This window comes from Bacillus sp. NPDC060175 (genome assembly GCF_042728695.1).
GTDB lineage: Bacteria > Bacillota > Bacilli > Bacillales > Bacillaceae_G > Bacillus_A.
The window spans coordinates 45,014-58,842 of the sequence record NZ_JBHWYR010000020.1 but is presented as its reverse complement, the minus strand read 5'-3'; the positions used below and the strand labels follow the sequence as shown (position 1 = coordinate 58,842).

The window sequence follows — 13,829 nt, the reverse complement described above, 5'->3', positions numbered from 1 at the left end:
TTTGAAGTCTTTGGTGAGTATTAAATGTTAATCTAAAAGATGGAGGTTGCTGTGATGTTGAAACTGTTTCAATATAACTGGCAAGTTCGTGATGATTGGTTTACATGGTGCGAAGACATATCGGCTGAAGAACTAGTAAAGAAACGGGTCGGTGGGTTCGGCAGTATACTACATACCCTATTTCATATTGTAGATGTGGAATATATGTGGATCTTAGGGTTGCGTGGTGAATCAGTGCCTGAGGAGCCATTGTTTGAAGAGTATGCCAGTTTACAAAAAGTGAAAAATCTTTCAGCTCAATACCACGAGAAAGTGAAGCCATTTGTGACCTCTTGGACAAATGAAATGGATTCTCGGAAACTTTCAAAAGCTGACTTCAATGAAGAGCCGATTAGCTCAAGAGACGCATCAATTAGGCGCCGAGTCATCGAATGTACACACGGAGAGTTAATACGTCATGTCATTGTCCACGAAATCCACCATATCGGCCAGTTATCTATATGGGCACGTGAAATAGGAAAGGAGCCAGCTTCCGCAAATTTGAGAGGAAGAGAGCTATTCGATAATTAGACGGCCTTTGTCAATTTCACATTTAACAACGTAGTGCAAGTACCATCTGTATTTTAATGAAAAGATTACCTTTGACCATCTAAATTATTTTAGAGGGTCTTTTTTTGTGAAAACGATGAAAAATATAGAAGAAACTGCAATTATTTATAAAAAAATGTGTCTAAAATATTGTCATATTTGCTTCTTTAAGATATCCTTTTCATGAAGAGGTGGAAATCATGGAAAAAGTACTAGTTTTCGGGCATAAAAACCCAGATACAGATGCAATTTGTTCTGCGATTGCTTATGCAGAATTGAAAAAAGAATTAGGAATGAATGCTGAGCCTGTACGTTTAGGTGAAATCAGCGGTGAAACTCAATTTGCGTTAGATCATTTTAAAGTAGAAGGACCGCGTTTTGTTGAGACAGTAGCAAACGAAGTGGACAACGTTATTTTAGTTGACCATAATGAGCGTCAACAAAGTGCTAACGATATCGAATCTGTTCGTGTGTTAGAAGTTATTGACCATCACCGTATTGCTAACTTTGAAACAAGCGATCCTATTTACTACCGTTGTGAGCCAGTTGGATGTACAGCTACAATCTTAAACAAAATGTACAAAGAAAATGGCGTTGCAATTCGTAAAGAAGTTGCAGGTTTAATGTTATCTGCAATTATTTCAGATTCTTTACTATTCAAATCTCCAACTTGCACAGAACAAGACGTAGCAGTAGCTCGTGAATTAGCGGAAATCGCTGGTGTAGATGCAGATAGCTACGGCTTAGAAATGTTAAAAGCTGGTGCTGACTTAAGCGGAAAAACAATGGAGCAACTAATCTCCCTTGACGCTAAAGAATTCCAAATGGGTAACGCGAAAGTTGAAATCGCACAAGTAAACGCTGTTGATACAAACGACGTTCTTGTACACCAAGCGGAACTTGAAAAAGTTATCTCTGCAGTAGTAGAAGAAAAAGGTTTAGACCTATTCTTATTCGTTGTAACTGACATCTTAACTAACGATTCTGTTGGTCTTGCGATCGGCAAAGCAGCAAATGTTGTTGAGAAAGCATACAATGTAACATTACAAAACAACACAGCTACTTTAAAAGGTGTTGTATCTCGTAAAAAACAAATCGTTCCTGTATTAACAGAAACATTCCAAGCTTAATATTATTGAGTATGGATAAACAGAAAGGACAAGTAGTCGGATTGGCTGCTTGTCCTTTTTTATCGTTTATTCATAAGATCGTTTCTTATTTATATAAAATGTAATAATAGCAGCAATAATGAAAATAGGTATTGCGTACGCTTGCCCAACAAAGAATTTCCAACCTGCAGTATTATAGCCCTCAGACGCTGGAATGATAATCGCGATGATACAAACAATAATATAGGCTAATAATGCTGGGAGTATATTTTTCATAGTTGTTCACCTCCTTTTCATACTACATTTATATATTATACTATTGAATAGCGATTGGGAGATTAAGTATGCTTGATTTTACGAAATCTTCACAAATTCACTAAAGGATGAGGTATATGCATGCTGCATGAAAGTGACTTTAGTACGGTGTGTTTATGTAATAATACATATGCTTAATAGACCGTTCTAAAAGAAATTAAACCAAATATAGAAGATAATGTAATTTTTTCTTTCAAGATTAGTATATATTATTCTGTAAAAAATGTACTGAAAAATTGATATTTCATAAGAAATATAGAAGCGGGGTAAGAAATAACGATGAAAAGGTTATGCATAATTCCATGCGGAAAGAAGAAGGTTTGGGATAATTACCCAGATTACGGAGAGGCAGAGGCAAAAGATGTATATATTAGTCCATTCGGAAAAGCATGTCAGGCGTATGCAACTGAGTTTTTCGAGAACTGGGTTATATTATCAGCAAAGCATGGATTTTTAAGACCAAATAATATTGTACAGGAAAACTATGATCTTGCATTTGATTCAAAGAGTGATGAGGTTATTAGTATTGAACAATTAAAACAACAGATGATTGATAAAGGCTTATTTCAGTTTGATGAAATAGTTTTACTTGCAGGGAAGAAACATAAAAAAGTAGTGACGGAGCTATATCCAGAAGAAATCATTACATATCCATTAGAAGGATGTAGAGGGATTGGGTATATGTTGCAGAGGTTGAAGGGGGCTGTGGAAGCACAGCAGGAAATATAGGCATGAATTAGTACTTGATTCAAATTACATCACATTTATACATTTTAATTAGACTAGTAAACAAGCCATTTCATCCTTTTAAACATAGAATATGAGGAATTCTATTATGTATTAGGAGGGAATCATATTCATGGGAAATAATTGTCGTTGTAGACAGTTCCGGGATTGTAATAGATTTTGGGATGATCTAATGTTTGGAAGATGCAGACGTAGAGATTGTGACGATTGCCGTTGTAAACGTAAACGTCATTGTGATTGTGATGAATGTCGTTGCAATCGTAAACGTGATGATGATGACGATAAATGTCGTAAGTGGTAATTTTTTTGAAAGAGTACTTAGAAGTAAGTACTCTTTTTTTGTATGAACCTTTTAGATTCCATTTTGAACGGATTTTTTTACAATTTCCCATGTATCTTGCTTTTTAATCTTTATAGTTACATTAGTTCCGTTAGATTCCTTATAAAAGATATAACCATTGTTTGAGTTCACATATGTTATGGGTTCACCTATGCAATCTCGTGAACAAGATTTATTGATGAGCTCAATTAATGATAGTTCGCTCGGATCGGTTTTACTTGCATCTATTACGATATCAAGGCTCGTTTTACGATAACCTTGTAAGTTTACATGAAAAGTGTTTTCAATTTCTCCTGTAATGCTAGTATTCATTACTTCAACTGAATTTTTCTTTTCTTGAAGAAATCCGTTTTCATAAAGTAATTTTGTATATCCAAGCCATGCGATTAAAACTAGCATGAAAAACATACCAGACATTTTTAGTGTTCGAAGCCGTTTACTAACAATTGTTTCTGAGTATTTCATTCGGTCTAATCCTCCAATGTTTTTAATTTAAATTATGCCTGGGTACATACATTTAGAAGAGGATGAAAGGTAACGAGTTCTTGATTCAAAAAAGAAAACATCAAAAATTAGATGCTTTCTTTTTGAATGATTATTGTTATCTGTTAGTTACTTGTTTCATAAGAGGTCTTATTTCTTTAACAGGTGGTTTTTTATCATAGGCATCAACGTAAGAAAAGTAATAATTTAAGTTTCTAAGAAGTCCTTTTCCTATTTTAGCGCTTAAGAAGGGGAATACTTGTCCAGTATAATCATCGAGAGATTTACAGTAGTATTTTTCGTCTAAATATATACTGTATTTACATGTTAGTTCTACTAATGAGTTACCTTCATCATCAAATACTTCCTTAGAATCAATAATGTCTATTAATGCGAATTTTTCATTCAGATAAACTTTCTTCTTTTTCTCGTGTTTATTTGTGAGGATAAATACGAGACCAATGGCGTTAATCAAACTATTTCCTCCTATAAAAAACGGATATTAATAAAATATATCGATATACGTTAAATGTAAAGAGGAGTGGTGAAATATCATTGACAGAAAACTAAATAAGCCGATTTGTTTTTTCAAATCGGCTTATTTTTATTGAAATACTTGCGGAAATTGTTTTACGATTGCGTCTGTTATCATGTCGGCCATTTCTAATGCTTCTTTTTCAATTTTATCGTATAGTTTTACACTGGCATCATAATCTTTATTTAGGAAGGCAAGTGCTTCCGCTTTCGTTAACGCTAAATGCTCATAAAACATTTTTCTAAATTCTTCTTTTTCTATATATGGATTGATACTAGTTAGAAACTCAACAATTTCGTCTCCATTAGCGTACCATTTCTTTTCTATAGCGGCCGCTGCGTTTTGATCACCAGCTTTTGCGGCTTTAACAAGATCAGCAGCGATTGTTAAGTGGTCTTTAATTAATGCACTATATTTTTTTACTGCATTTTCTCCGTAGAATGGTTCAAGTGATAGCCCCATGTGTGTTGCATTTTGTAGAAGACGTCCAACGGTAACGTTTACGTCCGGCAAGTTAAAGATGATGCCTATAATGGCTAATCGTGTCCAAGCAACGTGTTGTTCCCATAAAGAACGCATATATCCTTTTAGAAAGTTTTCGTTTTTACTAACTCGGTAATTTCTTACAAATGAATCGAAGTTTCCATTAGTGATATGATAAGGGGAGTAATACGATTGCCAATAAGTATACATAAATAGTTACACTCCTTTGAACATGTATATCTCACAATATGATAAACGTTATTTTTAAGTTACGTGTCCAAGAGTTTTTTTGAGAGTTGGAAAAGGAGAAAGTTGAAGGGGAATGAAAAATATACTTATGATATATATAAATCAAAAGAATTTTAAAATAATAGAGGTCCTGCAAGGGAAATTGCAGGACCTCTAAAGGGTATTGCCGAGATGTCGGACTCGACTACGTAATATTAACATAAAATTCTTTCGAAAAAACCTGGTAAATGTGTCCAAATGAGAAGGGTACTTTTTAATAAAGTTAAAGGGATCTGCTTCCCGCGGCAGACCCCTTTAACTAGATAATGTTGATGAGCAAAAACTCATCTAGAGTACTTTTATAGTAACAAATGAAATTCACTTTGTGTATTGAGAAAAAATGAATTGCTTGTATGAATGTAGCGGATTTATATTTTTCCTTTTGGAATTATAATCATTTGTGAAGAGCGGAATAGGGTTCTAAAATAGAGAAAAGACTTTTCAGCCAGGATACCATAGATTGCAATATGTAAGGATAAAAAAGACCTGCTAATTTAAGCAGGTCAACATAAGGGGTTTATCTAACAGATTATTATATATGGTAACAACTGTATTGTAGTAAGTCTATAAGTTATATGTTGAGAAAATTTGTTTGAATGATGTATATTTGGCACATGTATTAACGTTTAAAAAGTTGAGAAAGGAAATTCATAAGCTTGCTATAAGAAAATAAGGGCTGATACTTATAAAATGATTCATATTTCCACGCATCATTATTAGAAAATTGGAGTTTTTCATTTGACTCTTTAGGCTTGATGGAACTATTGTAACTACGTTTCATAATTTAACCTCCTCAAATTCACATGTATACGATTAGTAATATTCTATGAAGGTAAATAAAATGAATATCTATATTGAAATTCTTTCTTTATGGGTACTAGATTTGTGTTTTAAATGTTGTAAAACATAGAAAGTAACTTAAAACATCGATATTAATTAATATCCAAAATGAAGAGAAACTTAGAATAATGAAAAAGGATGGTGAGAATCAGTTTGAGGATAGATTATATAACTCTGTCATTCAGCACTTTCATGACGCAAAAGTGATGATATAATAGGAATAGATGAAAGATAAAGAAAAGCAGGTGACTCTTTTTTGTTTACAAAAGCACAAGAACTTTTAGCGTCTTATTTCGGTTATTCGTCATTCCGAAGAGGACAAGATGAAACAATTAAAAATGTATTAGATGGGAAAGATACAGTTTGTATTATGCCAACGGGCGGTGGTAAGTCAATTTGCTATCAAATTCCCGCATTAGTATTCGAAGGAACGACATTAGTTATATCACCTTTGATTTCACTTATGAAAGATCAAGTAGATACATTAATACAAAACGGTATTTCCGCTACATATATTAATAGTTCTATTTCTATTACAGAAGCGAATCAACGAATTCAATTGGCGAAACAAGGACATTACAAATTGCTTTACGTGGCGCCTGAGCGTCTTGATTCTATGGAGTTTGTTGACCAACTTATCGATATGAAAATTCCAATGATTGCGATTGATGAGGCGCACTGTATTTCGCAGTGGGGTCATGATTTCCGTCCAAGTTATTTACATATACATCGCATATTAGATTATCTTCCAGAAAAACCGCTCGTTTTAGCTTTAACGGCAACGGCAACACCACAAGTACGTGATGATATTTGTAGCACGCTTGAAATTAATCAAGAAAATACAATTATGACAACGTTCGAGCGCGAGAACTTATCATTTTCAGTAATTAAAGGACAGGATCGTAATGCGTATTTAGCAGATTATATTCGTCAAAATCAGAAGGAATCTGGGATTATATATGCAGCTACAAGAAAAGTAGTCGATCAGTTATATGAAGATCTAGGGAAAGCAGGAGTTTCAGTATCGAAATATCATGCAGGTATGAGCGATCACGATCGAAATGAACAGCAAGAACTCTTTTTACGAGATGAAATCAGTGTTATGGTAGCGACATCAGCGTTTGGAATGGGGATTGATAAATCAAATATTCGTTACGTTATTCATTATCAACTTCCAAAAAATATGGAAAGTTACTATCAAGAGGCAGGACGTGCTGGTCGTGACGGATTAGATAGTGAATGTATTTTGTTATATTCTTCTCAAGATGTGCAAGTACAACGCTTTTTAATCGATCAATCAACTGGAGAATCACGTTTTTCAAATGAACTAGAAAAATTGCAAAATATGACCGATTACTGTCATACAGAACAATGTTTACAATCATTTATTTTGCAATACTTTGGAGAAGAACCGAAGGAAGATTGCGGCCGTTGTGGTAATTGTACGGACGACCGTGAAAGTATTGATGTAACGAGAGAATCACAAATGGTTCTATCTTGTATGATCAGGACAAACCAACGATTCGGAAAACAAATGATTGCACAAGTATTAACTGGATCGAAAAATAAGAAAGTCATTGAATTTAATTTTCATACTTTGCCAACGTATGGTCTTTTATCAAACCGTAGTGTAAAAGAAGTCAGTGAGTTTATTGAGTTTTTAATTTCAGACGAGTTGATTGCAGTTGAACATGGTACATATCCGACATTAAAAGTAACGGAAAAAGGGAAAGAAGCACTACTTGGTAAAGTGAATGTTTTACGCAAAGAACGAGTAGAAACGAGACAAATTGTTCAAGACCATCCTTTATTTGAAGTGCTTCGTGAAGTGCGTAAAGAAATTGCGCAAGGAGAAGGTGTACCACCGTTTGTTATTTTCTCTGACCAAACGTTAAAAGATATGTGTGCAAAAATGCCACAAAGTGACTCCGAACTCCTAACTGTAAAAGGAATCGGAGAACACAAACTTGTGAAGTACGGGTCTCACTTCTTACAAGCAGTTCAGCACTTCATTGATGATAATCCAAACTATGCTGAAACAATTAAGACAGAAGTTGTTTCAGAGCGTAAAAAATCAGGAAAAGCTTCAGCGAATTCTCATATAGAAACGTATGAAATGTATAAACAAGGCATTGATCTAAATGAGATTGCGAAAGATAGAGGTCTATCAAGACAAACGATTGAAAACCACTTAATCCGTTGCCATGAAGATGGTATGGAAGTAGAGTGGCAAAGCTTTGTTCCAACAGAGTATGAAGCTCTTATTGAAACTGCCGTACAAAATGCAGAAGGTGGTTTGAAATCTATTAAAGAACAGCTTCCAGATGAAGTGAGTTACTTTATGATTCGTGCATATTTACAAATAAGAAAGTAGAGACATATAAAGGGGATAGGGATATATGTATCATGTTTTCGTGTATGGCACGTTAAGAAAAGAGCAAACGAATGCTCATTATATGCGAGGTGCAACATGCATCGCAGACGGAGCATGGACGTATGGCAAATTATTTGATACAAACGAAGGGTATCCTGCAATGATTTGTTCAAACGAGGAAAAAGTATACGGGGAAGTTTATGAAGTAAATAGTGATGTTCTGCAAAAATTAGATGAACTTGAAGAATATACAGGTAATGCAGAGAGTGATTTATATGACCGGATTACCCAAACTATTTATTTTGGGGATATAGAAACACATGCATATGTGTATGTTGCTCAAGATAGAGAAATGTTAAAGAAAGTTATTATTTCTGGTGATTGGGTGGAGTATCAAAAGGGAAAATAAAAAAAGCTATAGAATGATGTGAAAGCAGATAGTGGAATAATCCATTATCTGCTTTTTGAATTTATACTTTTAAAATTTTTATTATTTTGATAAATTGTAAATGTAGGGAAATAATAAGGGGGATTTCTATCAAATTGATATCTATCAACCATTGTATTGGAAAGCAGTGAATGGGAGAGAGATGTCACTTGGTACAGCGATGCGAAAGTATGAGTATGACAGTATAAATGAAAGAATGCTAGATCATTGGTGGAATCCTAATTATCCAAATAATATTGTGACACAGTCTTTACGTTGCTATACAGTTGAAGAGATTAGCAATTTATGTGCTGAAGCAGGTTTAAGTATTGTAGGATTCTTCCCAGGCGGAGCATTTGATTTTGAACAATCGCGATATAAAGAGCAAGCTTCACTATATGATTGCTTATCTTATCGTATCGTATAAAAGTAAAAAAGAAATAAAGAAATAAAGAAAAGGCAGGGCTTATCCTTCATACACATTAAGATAAGTTTATGTGTATGAGGGGTATTTCAAATTTGTAGAATCTAATAAACAAATACGACGAAAATAGTTGATATTCACTTGTTTGTTAAACGAATCAGATCTTTTTAACTAATCACTCCAAATTATTAGGCAGCATATATCGTTGTGATTATTTGAAAACTAATACTAGTTCATTAAAAATAGATAAATTCATATTAAAAACGCCATCCTTTTTGTATATTTCTATAAAAAGAATAGCGTTTTTTTCGTTATACGGATACAAATTTACATTATCTTGATAATAGTAATAGGGCGAGAATCTATTATGTTTAACCAATAATAAAATGACACAATTGACAAAACATGCATCGATGTTATAATGATACATTATTATCAAGGTAACAAAATAGCATTTTTTACATTAAGGATGTGAAATTATGAAACAAATAAATGAAAAAAACACAAAAATTAAAGTTGAACGTGTGCAAACTGGTATTAGGATGGAAAAAAGAATGGTAAAAGTTTTGAAAGCGATGGCAGAATATCATGATATTTCGCTAGGCGTTCTTCTTGAAAGAATCGTTCTACATTCTTTTGAAAATAAACCTGTATTTAGCGATGCAAGTCTTGAAAAAGTTAAAGCTATAAAAGAAGTTTACGATATGGATTATGGCCTAGAAATAAGTCGTCAGTGGAATGATTCGGATAACTAGAATGATTATTTTCACACACAGTGCCATCTAGATTTTTTGTAAGCAATCTATGAAGTAAAGAAAATAAAGAGAGAGAAAATTTTGTTTTAAGGATACTTCAAAATCTGAGATAAAGAGGCATGTTTTTGTATTTTTATTTATTTCGGAAAATTCTCAATCAAACTATTGACTTTATAAATGGATTTTTAATACAATTGTATCTCGACTGAAAAATTAGAACGGACAGGAGGGAATCATCAAATGAACAACATTTTTGACGAAGAGTTACAAAAAATGAAAGATACATTAAGTACGATGGATGATCAATTAGAACAGCTTGAAAAAATCCCAGTTTATTATGGAGAAGATTTTAAAGAGCAAATTCTTGAAAGTATGAGGGAGTCTAATAGACAAAATTTACGTATAGGTGTACATGAGCCGTATTTTGGAAGATTAGACTTTCAGGAGGATGGCAAGGAAGAAGTTATGCCGATTTACATCGGTAAAGTAGGTGTTTCAGATAAAGATACGATGAAACCAATTGTAATTGATTGGCGTGCACCTGTCGCAAGTATGTTTTATTCATTTACCGGTGGTGATGAATTAGCATTTTATCATTCACCAGACGGATTAGTAGAAGGCCATGTTTATTTAAAGCGAAACATTTCTATTCGAAAGAGAGAACTAGAACGTGTTGTTGATACATATGTGAAAGGAAATGAAGATGTCTCGCATGCTGATGATTTTCTTCTATATCGATTAGGTGAGAATAAAGATAATAAATTAAAAGATATCGTTTCGACTATACAATCGGAGCAAAATGATATTATTCGTGCGGAAAGAAACTTACCATTATTAATTCAAGGGGTTGCAGGGAGCGGAAAAACAACGATCGCTTTACATCGCCTTGCTTTTTTAATTTATGAATATCGTGAACAACTTGAAGCGGAGAGAATGATCGTATTTGCTCCAAACAGTTTGTTTTTAGACTATATTTCGAGTGTACTTCCTGAGTTAGGGGTAGGAAATATTAGCCAAACAACGTTTCCAGATTGGGCATTACGTACGTTAGATGGTTCGGTGAAACTGAAGCAAACAGAAGAAAAATTGAAAGAAGCTTTTTCAATTAATCGCGATGAAAAAAAGGTTATGCTTGGTAAATTAAAAGGCACGCTGGAATTTAAGTCGTTTATTGAAGAAAGAATGATTCAATTTGAAAAAGAATTAGTGCCAACAAAAGATTTTGAGGCATGGGATAAAGCAGTTATTCCAGTGGAAGACGTTAAAAAATGGATGCAAGTCGAATATAAACATTATCCATTAAAGAAAAGAAGAGAACGTTTAGTCGGCCGTATGAAGCGCTGGATTGAAATTGAACTTAAAAAGTTTGGAGAAACAAACGAGAAAAAGTTACTAAAAAAAGAAGCGACAAAGAGATTGAACACATATATGAATTTTTGGCCGAAAATGAGCCCGCTTTCACTGTATAGTTCAATGTTGAAGAGTAAAGAAATACTCGAGGTTTTACCTGAAGAGCTTGTTCAAGAAACAGAAAAGAATTGTCGTAAAAAAGAAGTGTATGTAGAAGACTTGCCAGCTTTAATTTACATACATCATCGCATAACAGGCATTGAAATCGGACAGAAGTTCCATCACGTCGTTATTGATGAAGCCCAAGATTTTTCACCATTCCAAGTTTATGTATTAAAAGAAATTACACTAGGTAATTCTTTCACTATATTAGGTGATTTATCTCAAGCGATTTATGATTATCAAGGAATTGAAGACTGGGGTGCTTTTAAGGAAGTATTCCAAGAAACAGGTTATTATGAACTGACGAGAAGTTATCGTTCTACAAGAGAAATTATTGAATTCGCGAATGAAATAATTAAAAATGCAGAGATTCCAGTAGGACTCGCAACACCAGTTTTCCGTAGTGGGGAAGACGTGAAAGTAATCCGGGCAGAGGACCAATTTACTGAAGTTTTAAAGACATTACAGCATTTGCAAAATGAAGATGTGAAAACAATCGCGGTAATTGGAAGAACAGATGATGAATGCCGTGATATATATGAGAAGTTAACAGATGCAGGGTTGACTGTTAACTTCATTGAAGCAGATCAAAGTAAGTATGAAGGTGGTATTTCGGTAGTACCTGTATATTTGGCGAAAGGGTTAGAATTTGATGCTGTACTTCTAATCGACGTTGATGGAGAACATTACAAAAACACAAAACATGATGCGAAATTATTGTATGTCGGATGTACGAGATCGCTTCATGATTTATGGATTTTCCATAGCGGTGAAGCGTCGCCTTTAATTAAAGGATTAAAATAAATGTAAAAAGAGGATTTTCTAGTAGGGCATGAAAATCCTCTTTTTTATATTTAAAAGCTAGATGAATTAACGACCTGAGCGGTTGTTTAAATAATACAATATGATATTCTCTAATTCCTTAATCTGTTCTTTTTCCCATAGACGAATAGCATCTGCCGGATTTTGTGTATGCTTTAGCCAATCTAGAACTAATTTTAGTTGTTCTTGCATTTGCCCAATTTTTTGTCCTTTTATGTTCTCATCCTGAATTTTATCAATTAATTGAACCATAAAGGGAAGTTTTTCAATACATTCGCTTAAATCCCCGCAATACCCTGATGGGAATTCATGTGTCCCAAACTCTAAGCAATTAATATAGTAAGAAACAAGACGTATCATCGCCTTTTGTTCTGTATCGCCACCTATTTCAATTGCTTTTCGGAAAAGTGTTTCTAAATCATTGTCTGTTATTGCAGAATACATATAAAGTCCCATCCATCTAAAAGGTCTTGAATCATAAGGGTCTTTTTCCATCCATTGACTTAGTATGTCTATTAGAAAACGATTTAGTGGGAAAGTTAACGCTTCATTTTTTTCGTTTGATGTATCTAAAATAGTAAACAGCGTAATAGCAAACTCTTCTTGATTTTTAGATTCCCATTTCTTTGCATTTGTAATAAATGTATCTAAATGTTTAAATGCTAATTTTCGAAGTCCTGCTTCGAGCTGCTGACAGTAAGAAATAAAATCGTACCAGTTCTTATTTGTATTCATATGTATAATAATGCTTTGTAATGTAGTGTGATTTTTATTTTTCAATATTGTATCTCCATCCTGTTAAAATGAAATTTTAATTGGGTAATGTAATAAAAAAGCTCAATGGAGTTATATGCATTAATATGTGCGTTTAAGTATAAATCTTGGTGATGGAAGTGTTTCTTGTTCTGCTTCAAAATACGCAACTTGATTTGTAATTGAGTATAGAATAGAAGGCATTCCCATTCCAACAGCAGCCTCTAATGCGTCCAGCAAAGGGAGTGTTTTCCCATCGATTTTAGTGTCCCATGATATGGCGTAGCAAGAATCATCAGCCCCATGTTTTTTTAACAGACGACCTATATCAATTGGACACGAATTAGGTTTAGGAATTTTAATCATATATTCTTCACGTAGCGTAGTTCTGTAATTATGGCAAAGGCGACCGATCGCATCTTTACGTTTTTTTGAAGAAGAAAGCTCAAATAGTACTCTATCTTGAAGGCGCTTAGTAAAAAATGATTTTACAATGATCTCTTCTAATTTTTTATCCATTAAGATTCTCCAATCAACTAATCATTTGTTGGAAATTTTAGTATTATTATATCATTACATATATTAAAAAAGGGGAAAAGCTATGATTACAAAAGTAATAACAAAAAGAAATTGGGAAATCGCAAAAACAATTGGAGAGATTAATGAAGCCTCACTTAAAGAAGAGGGATTTATTCATTGTTCATTATTAGACCAAGCTTTAAAAGTGGCTCAAAAACATTTCAGTCATGAAGAAGATGCTTTATTACTTACAATTGATCCATCCCTTGTAAAAGCAGAAATAAAATATGAACTTGCTTCAAACGGTCAAGAATACCCGCATGTATATGGAGTAATCAATGTTGAGGCGATTGTAGAGGTTGTCCCATTTTCTAAAGAAAAAGGAGAGTTTATATTACCAGAGGTACATAGTTAAAAGTATTATTGGTATTTAAGTTTCTTATTTTCTGATTTTTATAAAAATCGGTTGTTTTTGTCACAACTATACTGTACGATACATAGTATAAAACACATAC

At 33.6% G+C, this 13,829-nt stretch carries 16 protein-coding genes and 1 pseudogene; 10 read left to right on the top strand and 7 right to left on the bottom strand.

Annotated elements, in window-relative coordinates:
• The first annotated feature begins 54 nt into the window (after window positions 1–54).
• Together ACFWDE_RS12705 and ppaC are read left to right on the top strand one after the other, a co-directional pair.
• Window positions 55–570 (top strand): DinB family protein, encoded by a 516-nt coding sequence (locus ACFWDE_RS12705; protein WP_377892675.1) that lies wholly within the window; start codon window positions 55–57, stop codon window positions 568–570.
• A gap of 218 nt (window positions 571–788) precedes the next feature.
• Window positions 789–1,718, top strand: coding sequence for a manganese-dependent inorganic pyrophosphatase (gene ppaC / locus ACFWDE_RS12700; protein WP_377892673.1), 930 nt, complete (start codon window positions 789–791; stop codon window positions 1,716–1,718).
• Window positions 1,719–1,784: 66 nt separating this feature from the next.
• Here ppaC and ACFWDE_RS12695 read toward each other — a convergent pair whose 3' ends face one another.
• The gene (locus ACFWDE_RS12695) at window positions 1,785–1,973 is read right to left on the bottom strand and encodes a DUF4017 family protein (protein WP_377892672.1); all 189 of its coding nucleotides are present in this window, start codon (window positions 1,971–1,973) and stop codon (window positions 1,785–1,787) included.
• A 318-nt stretch (window positions 1,974–2,291) separates the two neighbouring features.
• Between ACFWDE_RS12695 and ACFWDE_RS12690 the strand changes: the two genes are divergently transcribed.
• Both ACFWDE_RS12690 and ACFWDE_RS12685 read left to right on the top strand, forming a co-directional pair.
• Entirely contained in the window at window positions 2,292–2,741 is a 450-nt protein-coding gene (locus tag ACFWDE_RS12690; protein WP_377892670.1) for a DUF6884 domain-containing protein, read from the top strand.
• A 130-nt stretch (window positions 2,742–2,871) separates the two neighbouring features.
• Window positions 2,872–3,060, top strand: coding sequence for a hypothetical protein (locus ACFWDE_RS12685; protein WP_264541003.1), 189 nt, complete (start codon window positions 2,872–2,874; stop codon window positions 3,058–3,060).
• Between the two features lie 51 nt (window positions 3,061–3,111).
• Here the strand turns inward: ACFWDE_RS12685 and ACFWDE_RS12680 are convergent, their stop codons facing one another.
• From ACFWDE_RS12680 to ACFWDE_RS12665, 4 genes are all read right to left on the bottom strand, one after another.
• Window positions 3,112–3,564 (bottom strand): hypothetical protein, encoded by a 453-nt coding sequence (locus ACFWDE_RS12680; protein ID WP_002200237.1) that lies wholly within the window; start codon window positions 3,562–3,564, stop codon window positions 3,112–3,114.
• Window positions 3,565–3,700: 136 nt separating this feature from the next.
• On the bottom strand, window positions 3,701–4,057 hold the full coding sequence (locus ACFWDE_RS12675) for a hypothetical protein (RefSeq protein ID WP_000606233.1): 357 nt from the start codon (window positions 4,055–4,057) through the stop codon (window positions 3,701–3,703).
• Window positions 4,058–4,186: 129 nt separating this feature from the next.
• The gene (locus ACFWDE_RS12670; RefSeq protein ID WP_002085083.1) at window positions 4,187–4,810 is read right to left on the bottom strand and encodes a hypothetical protein; all 624 of its coding nucleotides are present in this window, start codon (window positions 4,808–4,810) and stop codon (window positions 4,187–4,189) included.
• 697 nt (window positions 4,811–5,507) lie between these two features.
• Window positions 5,508–5,669, bottom strand: coding sequence for a hypothetical protein (locus tag ACFWDE_RS12665; protein WP_087947399.1), 162 nt, complete (start codon window positions 5,667–5,669; stop codon window positions 5,508–5,510).
• Window positions 5,670–5,984: 315 nt separating this feature from the next.
• Between ACFWDE_RS12665 and recQ the strand changes: the two genes are divergently transcribed.
• The 5 genes and pseudogenes from recQ (at window position 5,985) to ACFWDE_RS12640 (ending at window position 12,024) form a co-directional block, all read left to right on the top strand.
• Window positions 5,985–8,102: a DNA helicase RecQ gene (recQ, locus tag ACFWDE_RS12660; RefSeq protein WP_377892668.1), complete on the top strand. Its 2,118-nt coding sequence runs from the start codon at window positions 5,985–5,987 to the stop codon at window positions 8,100–8,102.
• Window positions 8,103–8,127: 25 nt separating this feature from the next.
• Window positions 8,128–8,511, top strand: coding sequence for a gamma-glutamylcyclotransferase family protein (locus tag ACFWDE_RS12655; protein WP_377892667.1), 384 nt, complete (start codon window positions 8,128–8,130; stop codon window positions 8,509–8,511).
• Window positions 8,512–8,644: 133 nt separating this feature from the next.
• Window positions 8,645–8,956 (top strand): annotated as a pseudogene (locus ACFWDE_RS12650) (methyltransferase); the annotation flags it as partial.
• A gap of 476 nt (window positions 8,957–9,432) precedes the next feature.
• Window positions 9,433–9,708 (top strand): hypothetical protein, encoded by a 276-nt coding sequence (locus ACFWDE_RS12645; RefSeq protein WP_377892665.1) that lies wholly within the window; start codon window positions 9,433–9,435, stop codon window positions 9,706–9,708.
• A gap of 240 nt (window positions 9,709–9,948) precedes the next feature.
• Complete coding sequence (locus ACFWDE_RS12640; RefSeq protein WP_377892664.1) at window positions 9,949–12,024, top strand: HelD family protein; 2,076 nt, start codon at window positions 9,949–9,951, stop codon at window positions 12,022–12,024.
• Window positions 12,025–12,090: 66 nt separating this feature from the next.
• Here the strand turns inward: ACFWDE_RS12640 and ACFWDE_RS12635 are convergent, their stop codons facing one another.
• Window positions 12,091–12,777: a hypothetical protein gene (locus tag ACFWDE_RS12635; protein WP_377892692.1), complete on the bottom strand. Its 687-nt coding sequence runs from the start codon at window positions 12,775–12,777 to the stop codon at window positions 12,091–12,093.
• Between the two features lie 120 nt (window positions 12,778–12,897).
• Window positions 12,898–13,314 carry a hypothetical protein gene (locus ACFWDE_RS12630; RefSeq protein ID WP_377892663.1) on the bottom strand — a complete coding sequence of 139 codons (417 nt, stop codon included), beginning with the start codon at window positions 13,312–13,314 and terminating at the stop codon, window positions 12,898–12,900.
• Window positions 13,315–13,396: 82 nt separating this feature from the next.
• On the opposite strand from ACFWDE_RS12630, the gene ACFWDE_RS12625 reads away from it, so the two are divergent.
• Window positions 13,397–13,729 (top strand): DUF952 domain-containing protein, encoded by a 333-nt coding sequence (locus tag ACFWDE_RS12625; RefSeq protein WP_377892662.1) that lies wholly within the window; start codon window positions 13,397–13,399, stop codon window positions 13,727–13,729.
• The last annotated feature ends 100 nt before the right edge of the window (window positions 13,730–13,829 follow it).